Annotated in this window: 25 protein-coding genes; 8 read left to right on the forward strand and 17 right to left on the reverse strand. The window is 44.9% G+C overall.

Annotated features, from left to right (window positions below; all coding sequences use genetic code 11):
• Positions 1-172: 172 nt before the first annotated feature.
• The 3 genes from ACYX4M_RS07875 (at position 173) to ACYX4M_RS07885 (ending at position 3,104) form a co-directional block, all read left to right on the forward strand.
• Positions 173-478, forward strand: coding sequence for a hypothetical protein (locus ACYX4M_RS07875; protein WP_474834369.1), 306 nt, complete (start codon positions 173-175; stop codon positions 476-478).
• Positions 479-596: 118 nt separating this feature from the next.
• On the forward strand, positions 597-2,741 hold the full coding sequence (locus tag ACYX4M_RS07880) for an exonuclease domain-containing protein (protein ID WP_476082557.1): 2,145 nt from the start codon (positions 597-599) through the stop codon (positions 2,739-2,741).
• Between the two features lie 99 nt (positions 2,742-2,840).
• On the forward strand, positions 2,841-3,104 hold the full coding sequence (locus tag ACYX4M_RS07885) for a TIGR03643 family protein (protein ID WP_476082558.1): 264 nt from the start codon (positions 2,841-2,843) through the stop codon (positions 3,102-3,104).
• Between the two features lie 56 nt (positions 3,105-3,160).
• Here ACYX4M_RS07885 and ACYX4M_RS07890 read toward each other — a convergent pair whose 3' ends face one another.
• The 8 genes from ACYX4M_RS07890 to cutA all read right to left on the reverse strand — a co-directional run bounded on the left by ACYX4M_RS07890 (position 3,161) and on the right by cutA (position 10,940).
• Positions 3,161-3,601: a hypothetical protein gene (locus ACYX4M_RS07890; RefSeq protein ID WP_476082559.1), complete on the reverse strand. Its 441-nt coding sequence runs from the start codon at positions 3,599-3,601 to the stop codon at positions 3,161-3,163.
• Positions 3,602-3,884: 283 nt separating this feature from the next.
• Positions 3,885-4,829 (reverse strand): hypothetical protein, encoded by a 945-nt coding sequence (locus ACYX4M_RS07895; RefSeq protein ID WP_476082560.1) that lies wholly within the window; start codon positions 4,827-4,829, stop codon positions 3,885-3,887.
• A gap of 388 nt (positions 4,830-5,217) precedes the next feature.
• Positions 5,218-6,561, reverse strand: coding sequence for an acetyl-CoA carboxylase biotin carboxylase subunit (gene accC / locus ACYX4M_RS07900; RefSeq protein WP_476082561.1), 1,344 nt, complete (start codon positions 6,559-6,561; stop codon positions 5,218-5,220).
• 14 nt (positions 6,562-6,575) lie between these two features.
• A complete protein-coding gene (gene accB / locus ACYX4M_RS07905) occupies positions 6,576-7,037 on the reverse strand; it encodes an acetyl-CoA carboxylase biotin carboxyl carrier protein (protein ID WP_476082562.1) in 462 nt (153 codons plus the stop codon).
• 14 nt (positions 7,038-7,051) lie between these two features.
• Entirely contained in the window at positions 7,052-7,492 is a 441-nt protein-coding gene (gene aroQ / locus ACYX4M_RS07910) for a type II 3-dehydroquinate dehydratase (RefSeq protein WP_476082563.1), read from the reverse strand.
• A gap of 259 nt (positions 7,493-7,751) precedes the next feature.
• Positions 7,752-8,561, reverse strand: coding sequence for a M23 family metallopeptidase (locus ACYX4M_RS07915; protein ID WP_476082858.1), 810 nt, complete (start codon positions 8,559-8,561; stop codon positions 7,752-7,754).
• 115 nt (positions 8,562-8,676) lie between these two features.
• Positions 8,677-10,563: a protein-disulfide reductase DsbD gene (locus tag ACYX4M_RS07920; RefSeq protein WP_476082564.1), complete on the reverse strand. Its 1,887-nt coding sequence runs from the start codon at positions 10,561-10,563 to the stop codon at positions 8,677-8,679.
• Between the two features lie 62 nt (positions 10,564-10,625).
• Complete coding sequence (gene cutA, locus ACYX4M_RS07925) at positions 10,626-10,940, reverse strand: divalent-cation tolerance protein CutA (protein WP_476082565.1); 315 nt, start codon at positions 10,938-10,940, stop codon at positions 10,626-10,628.
• 213 nt (positions 10,941-11,153) lie between these two features.
• Between cutA and ACYX4M_RS07930 the strand changes: the two genes are divergently transcribed.
• From ACYX4M_RS07930 to groL, 3 genes are all read left to right on the forward strand, one after another.
• Entirely contained in the window at positions 11,154-11,690 is a 537-nt protein-coding gene (locus ACYX4M_RS07930) for an FxsA family protein (protein WP_476082566.1), read from the forward strand.
• 291 nt (positions 11,691-11,981) lie between these two features.
• Complete coding sequence (locus tag ACYX4M_RS07935; protein ID WP_012520088.1) at positions 11,982-12,272, forward strand: co-chaperone GroES; 291 nt, start codon at positions 11,982-11,984, stop codon at positions 12,270-12,272.
• Positions 12,273-12,312: 40 nt separating this feature from the next.
• On the forward strand, positions 12,313-13,956 hold the full coding sequence (gene groL / locus ACYX4M_RS07940) for a chaperonin GroEL (RefSeq protein ID WP_474872227.1): 1,644 nt from the start codon (positions 12,313-12,315) through the stop codon (positions 13,954-13,956).
• A 133-nt stretch (positions 13,957-14,089) separates the two neighbouring features.
• On the opposite strand, the gene vapC is transcribed toward groL, so the two are convergent.
• Positions 14,090-14,491 (reverse strand): type II toxin-antitoxin system tRNA(fMet)-specific endonuclease VapC, encoded by a 402-nt coding sequence (gene vapC, locus ACYX4M_RS07945; RefSeq protein WP_476082567.1) that lies wholly within the window; start codon positions 14,489-14,491, stop codon positions 14,090-14,092.
• Positions 14,484-14,723, reverse strand: coding sequence for a type II toxin-antitoxin system VapB family antitoxin (gene vapB, locus ACYX4M_RS07950; protein WP_474872229.1), 240 nt, complete (start codon positions 14,721-14,723; stop codon positions 14,484-14,486). Before vapB ends, vapC begins: the two co-directional genes overlap by 8 nt.
• Positions 14,724-15,112: 389 nt before the next feature.
• On the opposite strand from vapB, the gene ppiC reads away from it, so the two are divergent.
• On the forward strand, positions 15,113-15,394 hold the full coding sequence (gene ppiC, locus ACYX4M_RS07955; protein ID WP_071953019.1) for a peptidylprolyl isomerase PpiC: 282 nt from the start codon (positions 15,113-15,115) through the stop codon (positions 15,392-15,394).
• 113 nt (positions 15,395-15,507) lie between these two features.
• On the opposite strand, the gene ACYX4M_RS07960 is transcribed toward ppiC, so the two are convergent.
• From ACYX4M_RS07960 to ACYX4M_RS07970, 3 genes are all read right to left on the reverse strand, one after another.
• Positions 15,508-16,254, reverse strand: coding sequence for a hypothetical protein (locus ACYX4M_RS07960; RefSeq protein ID WP_476082568.1), 747 nt, complete (start codon positions 16,252-16,254; stop codon positions 15,508-15,510).
• A 174-nt stretch (positions 16,255-16,428) separates the two neighbouring features.
• Positions 16,429-17,535, reverse strand: coding sequence for a FecR family protein (locus tag ACYX4M_RS07965; protein WP_476082569.1), 1,107 nt, complete (start codon positions 17,533-17,535; stop codon positions 16,429-16,431).
• Complete coding sequence (locus ACYX4M_RS07970) at positions 17,528-18,118, reverse strand: sigma-70 family RNA polymerase sigma factor (RefSeq protein ID WP_476082570.1); 591 nt, start codon at positions 18,116-18,118, stop codon at positions 17,528-17,530. The genes ACYX4M_RS07965 and ACYX4M_RS07970 overlap by 8 nt, the downstream gene beginning before the upstream one ends.
• A gap of 230 nt (positions 18,119-18,348) precedes the next feature.
• Here ACYX4M_RS07970 and ACYX4M_RS07975 point away from each other — a divergent pair, with 230 nt between their 5' ends.
• Positions 18,349-21,513, forward strand: a complete 3,165-nt coding sequence (locus tag ACYX4M_RS07975) for a TonB-dependent receptor (RefSeq protein ID WP_476082571.1) — start codon at positions 18,349-18,351, stop codon at positions 21,511-21,513.
• 29 nt (positions 21,514-21,542) lie between these two features.
• Here the strand turns inward: ACYX4M_RS07975 and ACYX4M_RS07980 are convergent, their stop codons facing one another.
• The 4 genes from ACYX4M_RS07980 to ACYX4M_RS07995 all read right to left on the reverse strand — a co-directional run bounded on the left by ACYX4M_RS07980 (position 21,543) and on the right by ACYX4M_RS07995 (position 24,914).
• On the reverse strand, positions 21,543-21,725 hold the full coding sequence (locus tag ACYX4M_RS07980) for a DUF6435 family protein (RefSeq protein ID WP_476082572.1): 183 nt from the start codon (positions 21,723-21,725) through the stop codon (positions 21,543-21,545).
• A gap of 170 nt (positions 21,726-21,895) precedes the next feature.
• A complete protein-coding gene (locus tag ACYX4M_RS07985) occupies positions 21,896-22,597 on the reverse strand; it encodes a DUF6445 family protein (RefSeq protein WP_476082573.1) in 702 nt (233 codons plus the stop codon).
• Positions 22,576-23,319 carry a SapC family protein gene (locus ACYX4M_RS07990; protein WP_476082574.1) on the reverse strand — a complete coding sequence of 248 codons (744 nt, stop codon included), beginning with the start codon at positions 23,317-23,319 and terminating at the stop codon, positions 22,576-22,578. Before ACYX4M_RS07990 ends, ACYX4M_RS07985 begins: the two co-directional genes overlap by 22 nt.
• Before the next feature lie 26 nt (positions 23,320-23,345).
• The gene (locus tag ACYX4M_RS07995; protein WP_476082575.1) at positions 23,346-24,914 is read right to left on the reverse strand and encodes a tryptophan halogenase family protein; all 1,569 of its coding nucleotides are present in this window, start codon (positions 24,912-24,914) and stop codon (positions 23,346-23,348) included.
• Positions 24,915-24,993: the final 79 nt, after the last annotated feature.

Raw genomic sequence — 24,993 nt, forward strand, 5'->3', positions numbered from 1 at the left:
ATTTCATTGCCTTATTAATCATGAATAGTGGTTATTACGTAATGCTAAGACGAGTGGATTTTCTTTAGCAAAATACCTCGTTATTTATGAAAAGAACGCGCTGAGGCAATCGCAATAGCCATTGTTAAATGAAAGTCTTAATAATTAGCCCGAATAAACAGTAGCAAGGTGAATGAATAGAGGTGATGGTGTGGCAAATAAAGTAGGAAACTGCCCGTGTTGTAATAGAGAAACGCGCCTGACTTATCATCACCTTATCCCGAAAAAAATGCACCGACGCACCTATTTCAAAAAGCACTTTAGCAAAGCCGAACTGCAGGACGGTATCTATATTTGTAGGCAGTGCCATAGCGGCATACATCGCTTTTATGATGAGATGACATTGGCCAAGCACTACTTCAATTTACAACGTTTACTAGATGACGAGCAGCTTTCGACGTTCTTTCAGTGGGTGTCTAAACAGCGAGTGCGTGTTTAATAAATGGCTTGGTCTAATACCGGCCAGTAGACTTTAAATACATTCGATATGGATTTAATTTGATTAACTTGGCTGTATAAATATACACTGTTGGTGTTTTCATAGCCAAAGATACCTCATGCGAAAAGATTTACCGCCACGTTATTACCTCACACATTTTCACGAGTTCCTTAAGTTCTTTGAAGGTGCTAACAGCATGCTTTTGAGTGATGAGGCGGCTGATTTTGTTGAGCGCTTTAACGCATTAGACGATGACAAAAAATGTATTGTAGTGCGCGCTGCAAATCGCAAGTATGCGGTTATTGACAGAACCCAGTTTAACTACGGTGAAATAAACGAACCGCAAGCACAAATAGATTGGCTCATTGATAGCGGGTGGTTTGGCGACCTTTCGAACGCATCGCTTAATGATATCGCCGGCGTTCTAACCAAAGACGCGTTGCTGACACTTCTTGCTGAATACGGAAGTACGCGGGGGCTAGCATCTCTCACTAAGCCGAAACTCGTGACGTTACTTAATGAACATATCGGTGCTAGAGGCTGGCCAGAGCGCTTTTCACTAAACAATTATTTGGTGTGTTTATTTAATAACGCGCTTCGCTATTTACTGTTTCTCTATTTTGGTAACACCAAAAGTCGTTTAAATCAGTTTTCTATGCGTGATTTAGGCGTAATGAGAACCCGTTCTGACTCGGTAACCGATACAGCGCGTTTTGATACTAAAAGCGACGCCGAAGCTTCTTGGTTTTACGCCAATCACTTCAGTCAGTTGGCCTTCTATAACAATGATATGTTAATTGCCTTAGCCGAAGGTGACTTTCCTATAACAGAGGGTGTGTCAGCCAGTTTCTACCGCGACCAGCTGCTTTATGCGCTAGGGCTCAAAGTGTTGGCTTTCGATAAACCCAAAGGGTTAGACATTTTAAAATTAGCTCAAAGCGATAAAGCAAAAGAAAAGTGGCTAAGGGAGAGCTATAAAGGCGGACAAGAAGATGACGTCAAACAAGCCCTTGAGGACATTATTGATAACCCTCAATCCGATACGCTATTGGCGTTCGCCGAAGATTTTTATGCCCGTAAATACCATAAAAAGCGCACAAGTACCGTTACCGATATGCTTCGCAATGCCAGCCGAACTTTGGATATTGATGTAAGCCAAAATCAGCAAGTAGAGCGTGGAGTGTTAGCGCACTATGCTCGACAAGGCGTGGAAGGCTGGCGTACAGAAAACCGTTTGTGGCGCAGCCTATTCGGCCTTACTTTTTGGAAGCAACTTTACGAAGAAGATACGTTAGTAACAGAGTTTGATCGAAGGCCATTATCGCTTAAGCAAAATAATTTTTACGCCAAGTTTGAGCAAAGTATTGAAGCATTACTGCTTGCCCTTGATAGCAAAGAGAAACTGCGTTTTCACATCCACAAGATGGCCACCATGCACTACGGTAAAGTAAACAGCCTGTTTATGTGGTCAAGCCATTTGCTTACGCCTATAGAAGCGCTAATTGAGCATGGTTCGCTAGACTCTATTTATGCTTTACTTCGCATGATGTGCAAAGACTTCGAAAGCCTTCGAGATGGCTTCCCAGATATTATGGTGTTTGACGATGCGCTTCGCTTTGAAGAGATAAAAGCGCCGGGCGATCAGCTTCGTCGAAACCAATTGGTTTCCATTCAGCGTTTGCAGCAAGCCGGTTTTGATGTTGCGGTAACAACCGTAAATTGGGTACGCGACCCTGCACAACCCTATGTGGTAGTAGATATTGAGACTACTGGTGGCAACAACAGTTATAACCGCATTACCGAAATAGGCATGGTCAAATTAGTCGGCGGTGAAGAGGTCGATAGATTTCAAACCTTGTTGAATCCGCAGCGCAGAATTCCTAGTAACATAACCCGTCTTACCGGGATTTCGGATGACATGGTGGCAGACGCACCGCTATTTGCTGAAGTCGCTGAGCAGGTGGCACGCTTTACCGAAGATGCCGTATTTGTCGCGCATAACGTAAACTTTGATTATGGGTTCATTAAACAAGAGTTTGCGCGGTTAGAGCAAAACTTCAGACGCCCTAAAATGTGCACCGTTCGCGAAATGCGGCGTACCTACCCAGGGCTGCCATCTTACTCGTTGGCTAATTTAACTAAACATTTCCATATTGAGATGGAGCAACATCACCGAGCGCTCAGCGATGCCAAGGCTGCCGCCGAACTGTTAAAGCTGGCGTTTGAGAAAGATGATGAAATCACGGCGCTGTCGTCGAATTAATTAGGTTGTTATTGAAATTTTTAGCATGCGGACACTGAACAAAATGTGCGTAAACTCAGTATTGAGTTGAGTTATAACGTGCATATTGAGATGTAAGACATGGCATTAACTGAAGAACAAGAATCACGAATAATTGAAATGGCGTGGGAAGATCGCACGCCGTTTGAAGCGATTGAGCGTTTATACGGGCTTCCGGAGAAAGACGTAATAAAGCTCATGCGTAAAAATCTTAAACAAAAAACCTTTAAAAATTGGCGAGAACGGGTGTCAGGTCGAAAAACCAAACATGCGAGTTTGCGCCCTGAAGGTGTGGATAGAGGCTATTGCCCATCTCAGTACAAATACAAGGGTGCAAATAAATAGAAATACATTTGCATTTTCGGGAAGCTTCTAGCTTCTTGAAATATGTGATGCTGTGGCTATTTCTTTGGCGGAGTAATAGTGGTTATAGGTAAAAGAAACGCGGTTAGTTCCTGACGCAAAGGCGTTGGAAAAACAACCGTGTTTTCTGATTGCAAAATGCTCTTCGTATGGTGAACCTGACGTAAAAGATTTTGGTAGGTGTCATTGGTTTGCTGCAATGCTTCAACCTTTCTCATCATAAGCTCTATAAACTCAGCGGTGGATAAATCGTCGTGCTGCCTAATTTCAAAAGCAAGCGCTTTAAGAACATAGGCCTCCCACTCTTTTCTGTAACTTTCTTTTAAGCGTTCAGGGTATATTGCCAAATCTGCAATATCTTGCGCTAAATCTACAATATCAAGTGGATCATCAAAGAGGACGCGAAACGCAAGAAGCGCTTCATCAGAGAGTCGAGAAATGGGAAGTTTATCTTTGAACTGAGCGTAACGGCTTGGCACAAGAACACCTTCAAATTACGAATATTAAAGTTAAACAATACAAATGTAGTGAGTTTATTAGACTAAAGTTTAATAAACTCAACTTTAAGTTTAAAGTTCAAGAGATTAAAAATACGTAATCTGCGGTAACTAAACTCACAACGGCGATAAGCCGTAATTTATTATGCACTGTTAAAGTGCGTACGCGTTCTTGCTGTTTGGCCCATCGTTTGATGGGCCTTTTTTTGGGCTTAGCAGTTATCGTGCTGTCGGTTGCGCTAAAGCGCAAAAGAGCGTCAGTCATTCAACTTTCAAAGGAAAGCTTTACGCCGGCCAGTAACCTGCTGACGCTATCTACGACATCAGCCCTGACAAACCATTCTACATCATGCTTTTCAGACAGCACGCCGCTCACCTCTAATGAACCGCCGTGCCCAGTTCCCAAAAAATCTTCAATTAGTTCAGCGCGTTCACCAAAGTTACTGTCTATGTAGGAATAGTATGCGAAGTACTCGATAGGATAAGATGTATTAAAAGCGCTTGCCGCGAATTCGCCGCTGGTGCCCGCTACAATTTTTGCAGCACTTTCATCAGTGCGCTGAACCAGTTCTATAAAGGCGGTATCTTTATCGTTCATGCGAAACCGATACTCAGCACGTGCAAATCTACCACCGAGCATTTTTTCAAAACTGGCCTCGTAGCTATGTCGTTGCCCCATCTTGGCCGAATATTCAATTTCGAAATACTCATCCTCTCCGCCAATATTAAAGGCTTCTGAGGCTTCAGCATTTGCAAGTTGACCCAAAACTATTTCAAGAGCAGTGTCGTTTTGTAATTGCCTTACGTGACGTACTCCCGTTATCCACCCATCTTTCGATAAACCGGTGGAAGAAACACGCCCTTTGTAGGTTGGAATAATGCCTAGCTCAGTTTTTCCTGATTCGGTTTCATGTCTCAAATACAGACGCCTTGCGTAGAGATAATCAGTATTGTCGCTACCGAACGTATTGTGGCTTGATGAAAAGTCATCACCAGTTACCACAAAGCTGTTTATTGACCATGCTGAAGTGATGGCAAGAGAGGGATAGTAGCGCAGTCGATATTGTTCGCGGCTAGGGCGGTTAGAGCGATCATCGTATCGAACCTGTATGTCTAGCTTCTGTGAAAAAGTGGGTGCTATTTGTTCTCCAAACGCACTGGTTCCCGAAAAAGTAATGAGTGGTAAAACAAGCAAAAACGGAATTCGCACCTATCGAACCTTAAACAAAGCAATTAGCTAGTTTATACATTAAATCTAATTAATTAGCGCAAAAAAGAAAGACTTAACGAAAAAATACAAAAAAAAGCCGGCAGGGATGCCGGCGATAAGTGGAGTGGGACTCCAATGAGGGTAAAACACACAAAAGTTTAAGGGAGATGTCTTAAAACTTGTGTGCAGTATAGAACCAGTTTTTAAATAGGAAAATCGTTAAAAATTGATTGTGGTAATCGGAAAATTAGAATGCTCTGAATAGCGAATAGCGAATAGCGAATAGCGAATAGCGAATAGCGAATAGCGAATAGCGAATAGCGAATAGCGAATAGCGAATAAAGAAAATTGGGCTACACAAAAAACAGCGTGTAGCCCAAAGGGGGGATTAGGCTAAACCTAAGCTCTTCTCTAGGTAGTGGATGTTGGTTCCACCTGCGAAGAAGTTTTCATCGGCCATAATAGCGCGTTGAAGCGGAATATTCGTTTTAATACCCTCAACCACAATCTCTTCAAGGGCATGGCGCATACGAGCAATCGCTTCGTCGCGGCTTTCACCGTAAGTGATAAGCTTGCCTATCATTGAGTCGTAGTAAGGAGGCACGTGGTAGCCCGCATAAATATGCGACTCCCAACGAATACCTAAACCACCTGGCGCATGGAACATATCGATAGGACCAGGGCTAGGAATAAAGGTTTGTGGATCTTCTGCGTTAATTCGACATTCAATAGCGTGGCCACGAATTTGAATTTGCGACTGATCAATTGACAGTGGCTGACCGGCTGCAATGCGGAGCTGCTCTTTAATAAGGTCAACGCCTGTGATCATTTCAGATACAGGGTGCTCTACCTGAATACGGGTATTCATTTCAATGAAATAGAATTCACCGTTTTCATATAGGAACTCGAAAGTACCTGCTCCGCGGTAGCCAATTTCAATACAGGCTCTGCGGCAGCGATCGCCAATCTTGGTGCGCATTTGCTCAGAAATACCCGGTGCAGGTGCCTCTTCAACCACTTTTTGGTGGCGACGCTGCATTGAACAGTCACGTTCACCTAAGTGAATAGCGTTACCTTGGCCATCGGCCAATACCTGAATTTCTACGTGGCGCGGGTTTTCAAGGAATTTTTCCATATAAACCGTTGCGTTACCAAAGGCTGCGCCAGCTTCCGCTTGTGTGGTCTCAATGGCTTTTACAAGTTCACTTTCGCTGCGTACTACGCGCATACCACGGCCACCGCCGCCGCCCGCAGCTTTAACGATGATTGGGTAACCAATGCGCTTAGCAATGGCTTTGTTGCGCTCTGCGTCGTCAGTTAGCGGGCCGTCAGAGCCGGGTACACACGGTACGCCTGCTTTTTTCATGGCGTTGATAGCAGATACTTTGTCACCCATAAGGTTGATAGTTTCAGCTTTAGGGCCAATGAAAATAAAGCCGCTTTTTTCTACCGCTTCAGCAAAGTCTGCGTTTTCCGCTAGGAAACCGTAACCTGGGTGAATAGCGATAGAGTTAGTGACTTCTGCAGCAGCGATAATGCGAGGAATGTTCAGGTAGCTTTCAGTTGCCGATGCTTTACCAATACAAATTGATTCGTCAGCCAGCAACACGTGCTTTAAGTTTTTATCCGCAGTAGAGTGCACAGCTACGGTTTTGATGCCTAGTTCTTTACAGGCTCTCAAAATACGTAGGGCAATCTCACCACGGTTAGCAATAAGTACTTTATCTAGCATAGTTAAGCACTCGCTTATTCAATGATGAACATTGGCTGGTCAAATTCTACAGGGTCTTGGTTTTCAACCAAGATTGCCTTAACCACGCCTGCTTTATCTGCTTCAATTTGGTTCATCATCTTCATCGCTTCAACGATACAAAGCGTGTCGCCAACTTTTACTTGCTGACCAACTTCTGCAAACGGCTTTGCCGTTGGTGAAGATGCACGGTAGAACGTACCTACCATTGGAGACTTAACAACGTGACCGTCTGGCTGTGCAGGCTCTGCAGCAGGCGCTTCTGACGCCGTTGTTGCCGCAGCAGCTGGCGCAGCTTGCGGGGCAGCAGGTGCTGCAAAGCTGTAGTTCATTGGTGCTTGAACACCCGTTGGGCCACGGTGGATGCGTACAGACTCTTCGCCTTCAGTGATCTCTAGCTCGGCAATGCCAGATTCTTCCACTAGTTCGATGAGTTTTTTAATCTTTCTAATATCCATGTTCTGTCTCTGCTCTATTTTGGCGATTTCGGTAAATTGATTGCTGCAGTTAACGCGAGCGAATAGCCCATGGCACCAAGGCCAACAATGACGCCAGCTGCAACATCAGAAAAATAAGAATGATGACGAAAAGGTTCACGGGCGTGAACGTTCGACAAATGCACTTCAATAAACGGGATATTGACACTCAATAACGCATCGCGAAGGGCGACGCTGGTGTGCGTGAAGGCAGCAGGATTAATAATAATGGCATCAACAGTACCCATAGCAGCGTGCACGCGATCAATCAGTTCAAACTCAGCGTTTGACTGAAAATGCGTTAAGGTCACGTTGCTTGACACAGCCTGCGCCTGCAAATCATCTACGATGTCTTGCAAGGTTTGTGTGCCGTATTTGTCGGGTTCTCTTTGGCCTAACATATTCAGGTTAGGGCCATTTAATAACAAAATATTCATCTAGTTTGCTGCTATCTTCGGGAAAATGTCACTGTTGTTGCCATTTCAACAAACTTTTGTGACAGTTGCACGAAAAAAAGCCAATTTCTTTGCTCGTTTATTGTGTTAATTGGTGATTATAGTGATAGATAAAGATTTAGCAGCAAAATACTGGTCTAATCAGGTGTTTTCGGGGCAAAGTTTTTTTGTTTGGTTTGAGTGAGATACATGTGCTGAATCCCAGCATGCTGCATTCTTGAGGGCATGCGATAGGAAAAGATTAGTGCGCGGTTTCAGTAGAGGCGTTCGCGAGAGAAAACGGCACACTTATGTATTTACCATGGAATTTCGCTACATAAACACCGAAGTGTAAATGGGGCAATGAAGAAAACCCCGTATTGCCGGTATAGCCGATAAGTTGCCCTTTCTGCACATTTTGACCACGGGTTACGGCAATGCCCTTATGTTTGAGGTGGTAATATTCACCAGTTGTACCGTCGCTATGAAGAATAACCACATAGTTAGCGTACTTAGCAAACTCCGGGGTAGGCCCGCCTCTAGTTCCATCACCTTTAGTGTCTATCACTATGCCGCCACGTGACGCTAAGATGGGGGTACCCACTGGGGCTGCAAAATCAAGTGCATACCTTGACGCCCCTGAGTGACTAAAGTTACCGTTAAAGCCTTGAACAATGCGGTATTCACTAGCTGGCTGTAGCGGTGACGTGTACGGGTAGTCGATATCATGTATGGCATCCACACGCCCTACCGTCCATTTCACCCGCATCGACTGCCAAAACGCATTGGCATTGTTTACTACGCCTAGCGGCACTTTGTCATCGGTATCCAAAAACGCATTAACGTGTGCTTTCGGTTTAGGCTCACTGTTACCCGTAGGGAATTGACGCAAAACATTAGAATAAAGGGTTAGTGCTACGGGCAACTCCACTTTTCTCTGTACTGAGACTAAATAAAGAGAAGAAGACGAAGGCGTAAGCTCAAAACAAAAGCGTTTGTTATCAAAGCATCCCGTGGTTTTCGCTGTTACTGATAGGGAAAAAGTGAGCGAAATAAATAAGAAGGCCAGCATTGAAGCCAACCTTCTTTTCTGAAACCCGCCCCTACCCGAGATAAAGAGAGCGGCGTCTCGCACCGCTCGCCATACTCGCCATATGAGAAGAGGAAAGGCTTCGAATCGAAGCGCCTTAGTCCAAGCGACCACTTTGACCGTCATTAGTGTTAGACCCATTGTTAAGCCACTCTTTTACGTGACCGGCAAAGGCGTCTGCTTTCATAAACCCGGTGACACGGGCTTTGGTTAGCTCGTCGCCGTTTTCATCAAAGAACAAAATGGTAGGCAGGCCTAGCACAGTAAAGGTGTCAAAAATCTCCTGACGTTCTGGTGTGTTATCGGTAAGGTCCATTTGCATCCATACCGTATTGCTAAGTGCAGATACCACTTGCTCGTCAGGGAAGGTGTACTTCTCGAACTCCTTACAGGCTACGCACCAGTCGGCGTACAAATCGACCATCACGGTTTTACCTTGTGTGTTAGCCGCCGCAATTTTATTACGTAAGTCTGCCAAGTCTCGCGCAACAACAAAGTCTGGGTGCCCTGCGTGTACACCATCAGCCTGTTCGCCCCAAAGCCCAGTGTTTAGTCCTGCTTGATAGGTAAGGCCAGCACTTCCCATAATGCCTATTGCAACTACAACAGCACGTACAAGTTTCATCAGTGAATTCTTACTTGCGCGATTAAGTGCCCAGTAATAACCGAACAAACCGAAGCCAAGCAATCCCCATAGGAAGCCAGTGGCAGGGCTATTATATAAACGCTCAATAAACACAATGGCCACGGCAAGCATCATAAAGCCGAAGGTGACTTTAACCACATTCATCCAGTTACCTGCTTTAGGTAGCAGCTTACCGCCTGTCATGCCGAACAGAATAAGTGGTAAGCCCATACCAATACTTAACAAGTAAAGCGAAATAAAGCCCAGCGTCATATCGCCGGTTTGGGCGATGAATAGTAATATGCCGGTTAGCGGCGCAGTAGTGCAGGGCGATGCGATAAGACCAGACAATACACCCATTATAAACACCCCCGCAAAACTGCCTGGCGTTTGGTTGTTACTCATATGAGTGAGCTTTTCTTGATACTTTGCTGGCAGCTGAATTTCAAAACCACCAAATAGGGCGATGGCAAGCGCCACAAATAGCACAATGAATACGCCCAGCACCACAGGATGTTGCAGCGCGGCTTGAAACTGCGCGCCGGCTACTGCAACCACCAAACCAAGTAGTGAGTAAGTGATCGCCATACCTTGTACATAAACAAAAGTTAACCAGAACGAATGTGATGCGGTTTTAGGCTTGCCCTGACCAATCACAATGCCCGACACAATGGGGTACATAGGAAATACGCAAGGCGTGAAAGCTAAGCCTACGCCCAGTGCAAAAAATAAAGCTAAAGTGAGAGCAAGGTTATCTTTATCGATTAGCCTTTGCGCTAAATCGAACTGCTCGCTTTGCGAAGAGGCGGCTGCGTTATTTGACCCAGACACCTCATCTGAATTGTCTGCTGTAACACCTCCCACTTCGTTCAAGTACACGACTTTCACCGTTGGTGGGTAGCAAAGCCCTGCGTCAGCGCAGCCTTGATAACGAATTTTAACTACGCCGTCACGAACTGCCGATTCGATAGGCAGAGTAATAGATACGCCGTTGTAAAATACTTCAGACTCGCCGAAAAACTCATCTTCAATCATTACGCCAGTGGGGTACACAGGCTCGCCGACTTCAGCTTCTTTAGCCACAAACTTGAATTGTTTTAGGTACAGATAATAGCCATCGGCAATATCGAAGCTTAAGGTAAGCACATCGTCTTTTTGATTGAAATCGAATGCAAACGCTTGGTCTACATCTAAAAACTGAGGTTCATCTGTAAAAGGGTCGTCAAATGCACTTGGCACCTGTGCAAAGGCGAACGCGCTTAATAGCGACATCAAACAAAACGCTGAGAGAACATAAGCACTAAAGCGATGGAACAGCGAGGCTGATGCAGTGCCTGATAAAACAAAAGGTAAAGTCATAAAGTTAAGATTCATATTATCTATTTTGCATTGTCGTTATTTTTATTGGGAAACGTTTTTATCTATCGCTGTAGCGTAGTTTTTAACCACTGACCGTAAGTGCTGCTAGCCTCGGCATTAAGTTCGAGCCATTCAGGTACATCGTACGGATGTAGTTCACAAACCTTATCGAAAGCCTGTAATACAAGGTGTGTATTCGTTTTAATGATCAACTGGCATTCCGTGTCGGTCTCTATTTTACCCTGCCATTCATAAACAGACTCAATACCTTTAATAATATTCACGCAAGCTGCAAGCCTATCTTTAACGAGGGTACTGGCGATCAACTGTGCTGTCTTTTCATCTGGCGTAGTACACAGAACAAGCTTTATTGTCATATACGTTTCCTACTTTTTTCGTACCTGCTACTTAGCTAATGAGTCGATGTGTAATAGACCTTAAAATCCACACTATTCTTTCATAGCCAAAGTATATCACGGTCGCTATCGGTCGCTTTAAGTGGCTATTTAAGCGAAAGGGAAGGCACCTTTTCTTGTTATTACGTACAAAGACCCTATAACAGGTTATGAATACATGAAAGAGGAAGCGTTTTGCGGGTTTTATTTATATTGTTTGCCCTATTACCTATTTTAGAAATTGCGTTGCTTATTAATGTAGGCAGCGTGATCGGAGGCTGGAATACCGTTGGCTTGGTTCTTCTTTCTGCTTTTATCGGTGCTTATTTTGTTAAACGCGAGGGGGTAAGCACACTGCAGACGGCACAGGAAAAAATGCAGCGAAATGAAGTGCCAGGAAAAGAGTTAGTTGAAGGCTTGATGCTGGTGGTTGCTGGCGTATTGCTTGTTACGCCAGGCTTTATTACCGATATTTTCGGCTTCTTATTGGCAATGCCAGGCTCTCGTCACTTCTTTGCTGCTCAGGTCAGTAAGCATATGAAAATGCGCGTTGTTGCTCCAGGAATGGGGCCTGGTATGGGTCCGGGAGCTTCAGGTTTCGGGCAAGGTCAGTCACCGTTTGGGCAAAGCCCTTTCGACGAGCGTTCACGCTCACACAACAACGATGGTGATGTATTTGAAGGTGAGTACTCGGATCGCACCACCAACGACCCGGATAAGCGCTTAAAATAAAAAGGTCCACAGACCTTAATCTCAAGGCCCTTTCTCTCAGGTTATTAACGCTGTTTACCGAGATAAACGGCGTTTACTTGCCCAACAAAAAGAAGTATTTAGCGAAAAAACCAATTTTTTTACATTTTTTTGTTTAAAAACCCTTGAAGTTATCTGGGTACTACCCCATCTATCCGTGCAGATAAGAATTTAACTGCTCAGCAATGAGCAACCCAGGCACACAACATTCAGACTGTCTGAATGTTGGTAATCACATAAACTTGAATAGTGGAATTTTCAGGAGACTTGAAAATGGCAATTCGTCCTTTACACGACCGCGTAATCCTTAAGCGCGCAGAGCAAGAAAGCAAATCTGCAGGCGGTATCGTTCTGACTGGTTCTGCAGCAGAAAAATCTACACGCGGCGAAGTAATCGCAGTAGGTAACGGTCGCATTCTTGAGAACGGCGAAGTTAAAGCGCTAGACGTTAAAGTAGGCGACACCGTTATTTTCAACGACGGTTACGGCGTTAAAACAGAAAAGCTGGATGGTGAAGAAGTACTAATCCTAAGCGAAAGCGACATTCTAGCGATTGTTGAGTAATTACAACTAACGTTAAAACGAATTTTAGAGGAATTTAATCATGGCAGCTAAAGAAGTACGTTTTGGTGATGACGCTCGCAGTAAAATGCTAAAAGGCGTAAACACACTAGCTAACGCAGTTAAAGTAACACTAGGTCCAAAAGGCCGTAACGTTGTTCTAGACAAGTCTTTCGGTGCACCAACTATCACTAAAGATGGTGTGTCTGTAGCGAAAGAAATCGAGCTTGAAGACAAGTTCGAGAACATGGGCGCTCAGATGGTAAAAGAAGTAGCGTCTAAAGCGAACGACGAAGCGGGTGACGGTACTACTACTGCAACCGTTCTAGCGCAAGCTATCGTAACTGAAGGTCTTAAGAGCGTTGCAGCGGGTATGAACCCAATGGACCTTAAGCGCGGTATCGACAAAGCGGTTGTTGCAGCAGTTGAAGAGCTTAAAGCCCTTTCTACTGACTGTGCAGACAGCAAGTCTATCGCACAAGTAGGTACTATCTCTGCAAACTCTGATGCAGAAGTTGGTGACATCATTGCTCAAGCAATGGAAAAAGTAGGTAAAGAAGGTGTAATCACTGTAGAAGAAGGCCAAGCACTTCAAAACGAACTAGACGTTGTTGAAGGTATGCAGTTTGACCGCGGTTACTTATCTCCATACTTCATCAACAACCAAGAAAACGGTACTGTTGAACTAGACAACCCGTTCATCCTATTGGTTGATAAGAAGATTTCTAATATCCGCGAACTACTTCCTACCCTTGAAGGCGTAGCGAAAGCTGGTAAGCCGCTTATGATCATCGCTGAAGATGTTGAGGGCGAAGCGCTTGCTACTCTAGTAGTAAACAACATGCGCGGTATCGTTAAAGTTGCAGCGGTTAAAGCACCAGGTTTCGGTGACCGTCGTAAAGCAATGCTACAAGACATCGCTATCCTAACTGGCGGTACAGTAATCTCTGAAGAAATTGGTCTAGACCTTGAAAAAGTTCAGCTTGAAGACCTAGGTACTGCTAAGCGCGTAGTTATCAACAAAGACAACACAACAGTTGTTGACGGTAACGGCGACCAAGAAGCGATTGAAGGCCGTTGTGCTCAAATCAAAGGTCAAATTGAAGACTCTACGTCAGACTACGACAAAGAGAAGCTTCAAGAGCGTCTAGCTAAGCTTTCTGGCGGTGTTGCAGTAATTAAGGTTGGTGCAGCAACTGAAGTTGAAATGAAAGAGAAGAAAGACCGCGTAGAAGATGCACTACACGCAACGCGTGCAGCGGTTGAAGAAGGTGTGGTACCTGGTGGTGGTGTTGCACTAGTTCGCGCAGCAGCTAAACTTGCTGAGCTAACGGGCGACAACGAAGACCAAACTGTAGGTGTTAAGCTTGCACTACGTGCAATGGAAGCGCCTCTACGTCAAATCTCTATCAACTCAGGTGCAGAAGCATCAGTAGTTGTTAACGAAGTGAAGAACGGCGAAGGTAACTACGGTTACAACGCAGGTAACGACACTTACGGCGATATGCTAGAGATGGGTATCCTTGACCCAACTAAAGTAACGCGCTCTGCACTTCAGTTCGCATCTTCAATTGCTTCACTAATGATCACAACTGAAGCAATGGTAGCTGAACTACCTAAAGACGAGGCAGCAGCTCCTGCAATGCCTGATATGGGCGGCATGGGCGGTATGGGCGGCATGATGTAATTCATCCCCCAAGCTTAACGCTTAAAAGAAAGGCGCTACTCGATGAGTTGGCGCCTTTTTTGTATCTACTGCTTCTCGGTTAACTTTGCCCCTAACCATGAATTGACCAGACTTTACTGGACAGTTGTTCTAATTAAGATATCCAATTTTCTACAAGTAGCCCTTTAACCCGATGAAACTCTCGTTCGTTGTTTGTAACAACGGTCAACCCTAAGCTACGCGCATGGCCCGCAATATGTAGGTCATTCACACCAATCATTTGGCCGGACTTTTCCAAATTAGCTCTAATTGAACCATAATGTTGCGCTGCATTGTTGCCATACTCAAGAACTTCAAGCCTGGAGCAAAAGTCTTCTACCTGCCTGGTGTTATGTTCGACTTTTTGGCTTTTCTCACATCCATGCAAAAGTTCAGCTAATGTAATTGACGAAATAGCCATTCTGCCCGCTGATTCATTGAATTTTGATAAAACTTCCAAAGGGCGATTCTTGATGACATAAATACAAATATTGGTGTCTAGTAGGTACTTAATCATCAAAGCTTTCTCGAGCAGTTTGTTCTTGGCTCGCCCTCTCACTCATAAAATCATCTGTTACTGAATTGCTTGCATTAAAAAAGCTATCCCACGTATTTTCTATAGGGCTTAATACTCTTTCCTTACCTACAACTCGAACATTAACTGCTTTAACAGATTCGTCAAAACGTGCTTCTGCTGGCATCCTAACTGCTTGAGAGCGGTTGTTCATAAAAATTCTAGCTGTCGTCATTTTTACACCTCTTAATTGGTATATACCATTACTATATACATGAATTTAGTATATAGCAAAGGCATATGCCATAAAGTGTTATATGCACTTTGTTGTAATAAGAGCATACTTATAGCCAACTAGAAAAAGCTTCGTGTGTTTCGTCTTATTTATCGGAAGCTTAACGCATTAATAACTTTCCAGCGTTCTCTGCTTTGCCAAGTTTTCATAAACGAAGAATTTATATTATTTTCTGTTCTACATAAGCGAATTACACGCTTTCACAATTTATCGTTCCCACTATTGCGTTGTGTTAGTCGGTTTATTTGCAATTACACTTTAAAATTGCGTATAGACCTTAGTGCTGAGGTACAATTGGCACTAATTATTTCGTAAGGCAGAAAATTTTCATGGCAACGGCATCCGCACTTCACATTTTGGTTAAAACAGAAAAAGAAGCGCTTTCTATTTTAGAGCAGCTTAAAAAGGGCAAGGATTTTGCGACATTAGCAAAGCGTCATTCTAAATGCCCGTCGGGCAAGCGTGGCGGCGATCTTGGTGAATTTCGCCGAGGCCAAATGGTAAAAGCTTTTGATGATGTGGTGTTTAAGAAAGAAGTGCTTAAAGTGCATGGGCCAGTTAAAACTCGCTTTGGTTTTCATCTAATAAAAACGCTCTATCGTAGTAATTAAAGAGACAATTAACCAAATAACGCACAGCATAGCCGAAGTGTGGGCAACACATCTTACCCACTACACGCTCTCCACTAATATAGAAAGATTGTGCAGCCGAGTATTTTGTTTGGCTAGTTACCCGGCTCCCACTTTTCACCGCATACTGAATTTTTGGTAAATATGGCGTAAGGGCTGTTGGTCTCGTGAAGTGAACCGCGAAGTGCTGAACCGTGATCTACTTCAATAAAAGGTGTATCAGGCGCTTTGCCTTGCCCATCCAACATAAAATAATTGCTGGTATAGCTTGTTAGCATCATACGGTTTTCATAACCCATATCGGTTAAGCGAACTCGGGTAATAGCTTTGAACTTAGCGTTAGGGTTTGAAAGCCCTACAATCTTCTTAAAAAAGTAGCCTTTATCAGATTGCAGCTGCGAAAAACCGTTTAAGGTGTTAATCAAGGTTTTCAAATCTATGGCTTCGCGCTGCAACATAAAGTCGTGATGAATAGCATTCCCGTCTTTTCTAAGGCTGTCCTTTGACGGTGTTTTGCCAGCAGTGTAAGCCTGCTCTGTCTCTAACGAAGAAAGGGTGTCTTGCCCTTCCTCTGCATAGTGAACTAGGGCGCTTGTATTCATATTTACATAGTAGTCGCTGATCCCCGCAGGTACTACTTCAAACAGCATGACGTCTGGGGTGACCGCACCGCGCTCTTCAGGTGTTTGCGGGCCTTTGGCTACGCACTTGTCAGAAATGAAATAATAATATTGGCCAGCTTCAATGGCGAAAGCTGTATTAGATAGCACCGCGCAGGTGGCCAGAAGTAGTAGCCTAGAAGTGAGCTGCTTAATTGCCGTTACAGCACTGCCTATTTGCATATCAAAGACGCCTTATTGTTTGATGCATTTATATAATACCAACGCATGCGGATTGGTATGAGGCGTCATTGTAAGGGGTAGTGGGTAAAAGCGCGAGTTAAGCTTTAGAACGCGCTTTGTGTTTAGCTTGTAGCTCAATAAAGCTAAGTAAGAAACTATTAGCCAAACCCACCATTAACGGGGGCGAAGGACGATAGTGTCGCTAGAGTAGTCTGTAGATATCTGTAAATTGTCGGCAAGAGCGGCAATAAGGGCGTCTACATCATTGGTGTTGAATAGCCCTGCTACTTGCATGTTAGCAAGCGCAGCATCACCTAAAACAACCGTTTTATCCGTATATCGGCTTACTTCTTCAATCACGTCAATTAATGGCTCGCCGCGAAATACAATCTTGCCTTCACGCCAGCTTAAATCATTCGCGATATCTTCATCTGATACGGTCTCAACGGTGCTGTTAGGCAAAGATAAAAGCGATTTTTCACCTTGAACTAACGTCAGTGGCTGAGCCTGCGGTTTAATAATTGGATCAATAATGCTTTCGCCATTCGCTTTGTTAAGTGTATAGCTGGCGACTTCTACCACGCCTTCGGTAACTACCAGTTCAAGGTCGCCGCGGTGATATTGCACATTAAAAGCAGTACCAACCGCCTGTATGGCTTTACCGGCTGCAAGTACATTGAGCGGGCGGGATTTGTCTTTCGCCACTTCGATATGAAGCTCGCCTTTAATAAGCTGGATAACCCGTGAGGTTTCAGTAAAAGCGATGTTCACTTGAGAGTTGGTATTAAGCCATAGTGTACTGCCGTCCTCTAAGCTAATGCTCTTGTGCTCGCCTGGTTTGGTCGAGGCTTGTAACGAGTAGCTTGCCATTTGTGCAACAGGTTCGGTTTGGTTAGACGGCGAGAATAAATTTAGCCCCTGATAACTTAACAGTCCAACCATTAAAAACGAGGCAGCAATGGCCAGCGGGCGCTTCCAAGTCACGGTGTTGTTTGCTTTGTGTTTGGCGCTAGGCTCAGGTGTATGAGGTACGATATCAGCGAGTTCGCTAAGCACCGACATCTTGTCCCATAGCGCTACCATCTCGAGGAAAGTATCTTGATGCAATGGCGTTGCAAGCCATTGTTTTAACGCTTGCATTTCTTCGTCATCAAGCCCCTCGTCTAGCTTCACAAGCCATTCGCTGGCGGCATCAAGCACACGCTCATCGCTATTAAACTGTACAACGTTGCTATTGGTGCCTGACTTAGCGTTTTTTGTTTCGTTTCTTGAACTATTCATGGGCGTCTCTCTTTACATCCGCCGTACTGTGTTGCCCACCACTTTGATAAGCATTCGGCCGTGTATGTGACGCCCTTTGCCGTCGCATAAACAAGGTGCATCTTTTTATTCCTTCAGCAATATGCTTTTCCACGGTTTTTTCGCTTATCTCTAATTCTTGGGCAATCTCTTTAAGAGAGTAGCCATACACTTTCTTCAATACAAATGCGCGCCTGCATTGTTTGGGTAGGGCGCGCACTGCGTCACAAAACAGCTTAAACTCTTGCTGGGTAGCGTTGTTGTGAAACGTCTCATCTTCAACACCGCTAATTGCACTTTCCAACGCTGCCGCAACCTCTACGCTGTCGTCGACCATGCGCGTGTCAGCACGCTTTAAATGATCGTAGGCCAAGTTTTTTGCGGTCTTAAACAAAAACGACTTAGGCTCTTTAATATGCTCGGTAGATTTCGCCTGACACAAGCGAACATACGTATCTTGTAGTATGTCATCCACTTCTTTAGGTGGCACAAGGCGCGATAGCATTTTGGCCATCGAGCCGCGCGCCGACATATAGGCATTATGTATGGCTGTTTCTATGGGCATATTGTTATTTTTTATCGTTGTTACTTACTAAGACGACAGCCAGGCTATTTTCCCCCAGTATTTTCAACATTATCGCTCAAAAATTAAATTTGTTAATGGGTTGTATATAATGCGACGCTAGTTTAAAACAACACCAACAATAACGAGCAGGGTGACGCATACGCATCACACACTCTAATAATCAATAATAATCAATAATAATCAATAATAACAATAGCGTAAAACCGAATATGCCTGTGGCAAGTGAACCATTCGACACAATAATCATGCTGCCTTTTAAGCCTAAAGCTTTAACGGTTGCGCTGTGCATGATGTCGTTCGGCGCAAGTCACACTGTTATTGCGCAGTCAGTGCTGCCTCACCAACAAGCAGAAGTGATTACACAGAATACATCGCCGCTCTCCTCAATAGATTTCGCTATTCCTGCACAAAGTGCAGACGAGGCGATCATTGCGTTTGCTAATCAGGCCGAGCTGACTGTAGTCTTTCCCTTCAATAAAGTAAGACATGTCTTTGCCAACGAAGTAAGTGGTAACTATACGCCACAAGAGGCAATTAAAAAGCTTTTAACTGGTACGGGCCTAAGTGCTCACATTATTGATAATACCCGCATAAAAATAGTGCCTGCTAGCGATGGCGATGAAAACAATCACTTGCTTGGTCGCCTATTTAACGTCATTACCGCACAAGACGATAGCTTGGTAACCGTACCTGACGAGCAAGGTAGTTACGATATTGAATACATTGAAGTAAGGGGCTTGCGAGCGCGTGTTACTCAATCGGTGGGGATTAAACGCAACGCGAACGTTATCATTGATACTATCCAGTCGGTGGATATGGGCAAGTTCCCCGATCAAAACCTTGCAGAAGCGCTACAGCGTGTGTCTGGCGTGTCTATTGACCGCGCAGAAGGTGAAGGCCAACTGGTTACGGTGAGGGGCTTTGGGCCGGAATTTAATCGGGTTTTACTAAACGGCAGGCCTATGGCAACGGATAAGCTCGGGCGCGAATTCAGCTTTGATACACTGGCCTCTGAGATTGTCAGCAGTGTTACCGTGCACAAACAAAGCCAGGCGACTATGCAGTCAGGTGGCATCGGCGCTACAATTGATGTTCACACCGCTAAACCTCTTTCTTTCAAAGGAATGAGGGCGGCTGGCAGCGTCAAAATGCAGTACGATACCAACTCGCAACAATACGCGCCTTCGACGTCTGCCATGTTCAGCAACACCTATTTAAATAATTCGTTTGGTATTCTAGCCTCTTTTACTCAGCACAAGCGCCAAGCGCGGTTAGAAGAAGCGCAAATCGATGGCTGGTTAGTGAATACTAACGTACCTGAAAGTGAGCTTAATGAAGACGTTCCTACATTGTACGTTCCCAGAAATTACGATCAAAGAGTGCGGTTTGATGATAGAACCCGTACGGGATCTGCGCTCGTTTTACAGTATAGACCCAACAACAAGCTCGAGCTTACGGCCGATTATCTGGGGTCGACATTCGATGTGGAGACCTCGGCAACCTCAATGGGTCATTGGTTCACGTCAAGCAATCTTGAAGATGTTACGGTTGATAAAAATGGCACAGCGGTGGCTTTTTCACAAAATAGCGGGCATGCCACAGACTTTCACGCTCGCACTTTTAACCGTTCATCGACCTTAAAAAGCTTCGGTTTTGCAGCAAACTATATCGCGAGCGATAGCGTAATCGTTGATACTGATCTGTCTTATTCAATGGCTAATGTCGATGACAATAACGGAGAGGGCAATTCTCTCTCGCTTATCGGCTATTTAAATCGCTCTTCATTCGACCACACTCAGTCAAACATATTGCCGGCTATATCGGGCTTTGAACAAGCCAACTCTCGTCAAGTTAATGCTTTAGGTGAGCCTGTGGGGGTGTCCCAATACTTAGACCCCGCTAACGGGCGTTCCCACGTGATGTTGCGCAGAGGATGGAGTGTTGACGACGATATAGGGCAAGCAAAAATCAATGTAAGCGTACTTGGCGATGATAACTGGTTTAGCAAAATTGACGTTGGCGGAGCATTAACTCAACGAGAAAAGGCCAACGAAAGAAGAGACAACGAAGCAGACGCAAGACATTGCAGTTTTTGCGGCTATTTTGATGCACCAGATATTCCCGACAGCTTCCAAACCATATTTGACGCAGGCGACGATTTTCTTGGGTCAATTAGCGGGCACGAGAACATACCTCATCAGTGGCTACGTCACGACGGTGATACGTTATTCCGTTACTTGGAGAGCACCGGTGATGTCAGTTTAGCCGCTGAAACCCGGGGGAGTTCTTTCGCGGTCAAAGAAACGGTGTATGCGGGGTATGCTCAGGCCGCTATCGAAAAGGATTTTGCGCCTTGGTTTATCGATGTGCATTTAGGACTACGCGCTGAGTATACTGACGTAAAAGTAAGTGGTGTCGACGAACAGTTATCGGCGTTAGTCATTTTAGACCAAACCGAACTGGGGCAAGAGTTTGGCGCCTCGGTAAGCATTGATGAATCGTCAAACTACACCAACGTTCTACCTAGCGTAAGTCTTAAAGCCAGCTGGTTAGATAGCTGGGTATTTCGGGCTGCTTACAATCACAGTATCACCCGTCCAACCTTAGAGCAGATGGCGCCGGGTGTAACCTATACCACTACGCGACAAGGTGGGGATCTGAGAGCGCGTATCGGAAACGCACAGCTATTGCCCTTCGAGGCAAAAAACATTGATTTGGCCATTGAGCATTACTACCAAGAAAATAGCTACTTATCTGCAGGTTACTTTAGAAAAACGGTTGATAATTTCATTGTTAATGAAAGCAGTACACAAACCTTTAATAACGTGACTGACCCTAGTACCGGCACAGATCCAAATGCGGTTGACGATGCTGATGCGTTAGCGCAGTTTTCCGTAATATCTCCTAGCAACGGTGAGTCTGCATCGGTTGAAGGGGTAGAGGTAGCAGTACAGCATTTGTTTGGCGAGTCAGGGTGGGGAATTCAGGCCAATGCGAGCTTTGTAGATAGCAACGCTGAATTAGACACCGCCAATATCCGTTCAACCTTTGCGCTTACGGGCTTGTCGGGTGCCAAAAACATGGTGCTGTTTTATGAAAAAAACGCGCTGCAATGGCGGGTGGCCTGGAACCAGCGAGAAGGGTTCTTGCAATCGCTGAACCAAACCCAAAGCACCGAGCCTACCTTTGTTAGCCCCTACAAGCAGTGGGATATGAGTCTGTCATATCAGTTCAGTCCAAGGGTTTCTATATTCTTTGAAGGCATCAATATTACTAATGAAACCGTGCACAAACGTGGTCGATTCAGTAACCATTTGTTGTTAGTGCAAGATGCAGGCGCCCGCTATGCAGTGGGCGTTAACATCACCTACTAACCGCCTTATTTATCCTAATTCATAGCGCGCTATGATTTTAGCGTACCTTGTTCCAATGCCTCTATTTCTTTCCATAGCTGTTCAGATTGCGCTGTGAGCAAGGAGTACGTTTTTATATCGCCGTTTCTTTGCGCATGCATGGCTTTCTCAAGAAGGGTGTCATACTGCTTTCGCATCTTTTTGGTTGGGTTGCTTTTGAAAAGTCCAAACATAATAAATATCCTATATGGTGATTTAGCGAGGAAACGTTTGAAAATAAAGTTTCGATCACCTTTTTGTATGAATAAACCTTCATGAATATTTTGCACAAGGCACACAATTGTGATGCTGCACGCGCAGACTACTCTATTGATGTTACGTCATGCCCTGTTAAAAAAGGGGGTCAAAAAACGATACTGGCGTTTGCGGTTAGCCTGCCTTCTTTCACATCAACCGAATCCGAAATATCGTTAGGTAAACAGCCGCTGTGCAGCAAGTTGGCTGGATACAACACGGCGCGATTAAACATAGGCTCAATGCGGGCGATTTGGGTGAACATGGCGGTATCACCGTTTATGTACGCTTTAGGTGGTAACCCTACGCTGGTGGCTTGACGTTTTAAGGTTTTAAAATAGCCTTCGTATTGCGCTGCGTTAACCCGCTCTAACCCCGTTTCAATATGTCGATAGAATGCAGTACCGCCCAAAGGCGCGCTAAACAGATAGTGTACCAATGCCCATTCATTATCCTTTTGCGTATCGATGTGCGGAATACATTGAATGGGCGATAAACTTTTCGGTGCTTGATTGGCTATGGAAAGTTGCACTAGGGGTATTTGAAGCGGCTTTTCCACGCCAAAATCTTGTAGCCCATTATGCAAAGCAAGTTGGCTAAACAGCAGCGGAAGCGAGGTATGTAGGTGTTCGACATACTCCTGGGGCGGGTGACTTCTCACCCCCGGATAAAAGTCGCCATCTTGTTTTGTAAATGGGTGGTGTTGAGCAATTGTTTCTACCAAACTCAGCGGGTCTGGTATGAAACCATCGATAACAACAATCGGTGTGGCTTGCTCACCAACCTTAATCAATTCGTAGTTTGAAACCATGCGTCTGCGTTTTTATTCGCCTTGTTCTTTTTGTCGATAAGGGCATAGATTTGTGCGTTTGACGCTATGAGCGTGTAAATGCTTTGCAGCATGTGTTGTGCATGCAAATCAGCAATCGCGTCAGCACTAAGCGCCGCTAGTTTATCTTCATCAATAGTATATAACCCTGTTATAGACGTTTTGCTTTCGTTTTCAAAGGTAATATCTAGGGTGAATGGTGTGATAAGGTTATGCTGTTGCAGCGCGGCAATAAAACGTTGATTTTGCGTTTCACCGTCAAGAAGCTGAGCAAGGATCTGCTGCTTTTCTAACAGGTAGTTACTGGGCTCTCCTGTGTTATCAAAAAGCGGCGTACCCTTTTCTTCGCTTACTGAAGCGTTATCCATATCAATGCACAGCACCTGGTTACTGCTGTCAGCGCTTTGCGCTTCCGTTCCTACATAAAAAGGCAAGCGTTCAAACTGTGCGGGAATATAAACCGCATCCCATTCACCTTGCTGCCAAAATAGGTTTTCTTTTTCTTCAAAACCTAGCAAGGCAGATAAGCCAAATTGTCCAGAATCGTCAAACTTGGTGATCACCACGGGGTAATGTACAACAAGCTTGTTGAGTTCAGAGACCACCACAGGAACAAGGTGCTGATTGGCGCTTAGTGACAATGCATCGTCGGTTACTTTTAAGTCTGCATGCTGTTTATTATTAATGGCAACCATGTGAGTCATACGTAGGTCCTGCTTATTGATTTACGTTAAACGGCCTGCAGGCCGAATTGGTGAATTTTATTAATAAGTTCGCGATGTTTAGGCAGCCTCTCCACCGCCATGTCGCGTGCTTTCCTGTTCTGCATTAACTGTTGCTTGGCGAAGTCGGCGTTCACCCATTGCTGATGTGTAGCTAAATCTGAGGTAAATCCCATTCCGTACAGCACATATTGATAGCTTGCCGCGGGAAATACTTCATTATTGCTGGTAAAGTCTTTGTCACTAGGCGGGTGGTATTGCCACAGTGCGAGTAATTCTTTTAATGAATCGGGAATAGTATGACTATCGCGATTGTCCCGCCAAAATGCGCTGTCTTTTCGCTTACTCAACATGTAATGCAGCTTTAAGAAGTCGATAATTCGCTGCCAACGGTAAGAAAAGGTGTCATTAAAGCGCTTCGCCACAATATCCATTACGGCTCGGTTTGCTGGCAACTGTTCGGCGATCATTGAGGCAGACAGCTCTACCAGTACAAGCGCTGAGGCTTCTAACGGCTCTAGAAAGCCCGCCGCTAGCCCAACAGCCACGCAGTTATTTTGCCAAAAGTGCTGCCTGTGTCCGCTTTGAATAGTAATGTCTTTTACGTTTATCCCATCTATGCCGTTTAACGTGCTGGTTTGGCGAACGTATGTGTCTAAGCGAGCATAGGCGTCATCTTTACTCTGATGCCTACTGGAATAGACGTGCCCTACACCTCGGCGTGACTGCAAACCGATATCCCAAATCCAACCGGCGTCTTGTGCGGTGGAGATAGTGTGGGATGCAATAGGACTTTGCGGGGTGTCATAAGGCACGTGTACTGCTAATGCTCGGTCGATAAAAAGTACATCGTCACAGGGAATAAACGGCACCTTGTAGTGTTCGCCGAGCAGCATAGATTTGAAGCCGGTACAGTCAACAAAGAGGTCGCCTTCTACTGTTACCCCTTGCTCGGTATGAAGGGCTTTGATATCGCCGTTATTGCTGCTTTCGACGCGGTTAACGTCGGCCAGCACATGGTGTACACCTAGTTTTTCTGTGCAGTGCTTGGTTAAAAAGGCGGTAAATTTTCCTGCATCTAGGTGATAAGCATAGTTTGCGGTGCCTGCAAACTCTGCGTGGCGTATGCTTTTAGGTGCACAACCTGCTTCGCATATAGCTTCCTGAACACATACTGCATGGGAAAAAGACTCGTTTAATTCTGGTGCTACAGTCTGCCAGTAAGGACCTAAATTTGTTTGCGAAAACCCTTGGGGCAGCATAAGAGGGTGGTAGTAAAAATCGTGCTCTTCACCAGTGGTCCACTTAGCAAACTTTGCTCCTTGCTTGAATGTGGCGTCGCATTCTTTGATGAAAGTGGTTTCACTAATACCCAATGCAATTAGTGTTGAGCGCATGGTTGGCCAGGTGCCCTCGCCCACGCCAATAATAGGCACATTGGGGCTTTCTATTAAGGTTACTTTAATGTCTTTGCGAGTAGCGCATTGATGTTGCGCTGCAATACGACCAGCCGTTAGCCACCCTGCGCTACCGCCACCAACTACTACAATGTGCGTTATGGGAGTTGCTGTTGTCATACTGATTTCCTGAATAAAAACTGTGGCTACCAAATGGTAGCCACGAATGTGGGACCAACAAATGCCGGCCCCAATTACG

The sequence above is a fragment of the Alteromonas sp. ABV4_150 genome (genome assembly GCF_056311745.1).

What these genes read in the sequence shown, in the direction of transcription:
- ACYX4M_RS07875 (WP_474834369.1), top strand. Translation starts at nt 173, where the DNA reads ATGAATAGAGGTGATGGTGTGGCAAATAAAGTAGGAAACTGCCCGTGT.
- ACYX4M_RS07880 (WP_476082557.1), top strand. Translation starts at nt 597, where the DNA reads ATGCGAAAAGATTTACCGCCACGTTATTACCTCACACATTTTCACGAG.
- ACYX4M_RS07885 (WP_476082558.1), top strand. Translation starts at nt 2,841, where the DNA reads ATGGCATTAACTGAAGAACAAGAATCACGAATAATTGAAATGGCGTGG.
- accC (WP_476082561.1), bottom strand. Translation starts at nt 6,561, where the DNA reads ATGCTAGATAAAGTACTTATTGCTAACCGTGGTGAGATTGCCCTACGT.
- accB (WP_476082562.1), bottom strand. Translation starts at nt 7,037, where the DNA reads ATGGATATTAGAAAGATTAAAAAACTCATCGAACTAGTGGAAGAATCT.
- aroQ (WP_476082563.1), bottom strand. Translation starts at nt 7,492, where the DNA reads ATGAATATTTTGTTATTAAATGGCCCTAACCTGAATATGTTAGGCCAA.
- ACYX4M_RS07915 (WP_476082858.1), bottom strand. Translation starts at nt 8,561, where the DNA reads ATGCTGGCCTTCTTATTTATTTCGCTCACTTTTTCCCTATCAGTAACA.
- ACYX4M_RS07920 (WP_476082564.1), bottom strand. Translation starts at nt 10,563, where the DNA reads ATGACTTTACCTTTTGTTTTATCAGGCACTGCATCAGCCTCGCTGTTC.
- cutA (WP_476082565.1), bottom strand. Translation starts at nt 10,940, where the DNA reads ATGACAATAAAGCTTGTTCTGTGTACTACGCCAGATGAAAAGACAGCA.
- ACYX4M_RS07935 (WP_012520088.1), top strand. Translation starts at nt 11,982, where the DNA reads ATGGCAATTCGTCCTTTACACGACCGCGTAATCCTTAAGCGCGCAGAG.
- groL (WP_474872227.1), top strand. Translation starts at nt 12,313, where the DNA reads ATGGCAGCTAAAGAAGTACGTTTTGGTGATGACGCTCGCAGTAAAATG.
- vapC (WP_476082567.1), bottom strand. Translation starts at nt 14,491, where the DNA reads ATGATTAAGTACCTACTAGACACCAATATTTGTATTTATGTCATCAAG.
- vapB (WP_474872229.1), bottom strand. Translation starts at nt 14,723, where the DNA reads ATGACGACAGCTAGAATTTTTATGAACAACCGCTCTCAAGCAGTTAGG.
- ppiC (WP_071953019.1), top strand. Translation starts at nt 15,113, where the DNA reads ATGGCAACGGCATCCGCACTTCACATTTTGGTTAAAACAGAAAAAGAA.
- ACYX4M_RS07960 (WP_476082568.1), bottom strand. Translation starts at nt 16,254, where the DNA reads ATGCAAATAGGCAGTGCTGTAACGGCAATTAAGCAGCTCACTTCTAGG.
- ACYX4M_RS07965 (WP_476082569.1), bottom strand. Translation starts at nt 17,535, where the DNA reads ATGAATAGTTCAAGAAACGAAACAAAAAACGCTAAGTCAGGCACCAAT.
- ACYX4M_RS07970 (WP_476082570.1), bottom strand. Translation starts at nt 18,118, where the DNA reads ATGCCCATAGAAACAGCCATACATAATGCCTATATGTCGGCGCGCGGC.
- ACYX4M_RS07975 (WP_476082571.1), top strand. Translation starts at nt 18,349, where the DNA reads ATGCCTGTGGCAAGTGAACCATTCGACACAATAATCATGCTGCCTTTT.
- ACYX4M_RS07980 (WP_476082572.1), bottom strand. Translation starts at nt 21,725, where the DNA reads ATGTTTGGACTTTTCAAAAGCAACCCAACCAAAAAGATGCGAAAGCAG.
- ACYX4M_RS07985 (WP_476082573.1), bottom strand. Translation starts at nt 22,597, where the DNA reads ATGGTTTCAAACTACGAATTGATTAAGGTTGGTGAGCAAGCCACACCG.
- ACYX4M_RS07990 (WP_476082574.1), bottom strand. Translation starts at nt 23,319, where the DNA reads ATGACTCACATGGTTGCCATTAATAATAAACAGCATGCAGACTTAAAA.
- ACYX4M_RS07995 (WP_476082575.1), bottom strand. Translation starts at nt 24,914, where the DNA reads ATGACAACAGCAACTCCCATAACGCACATTGTAGTAGTTGGTGGCGGT.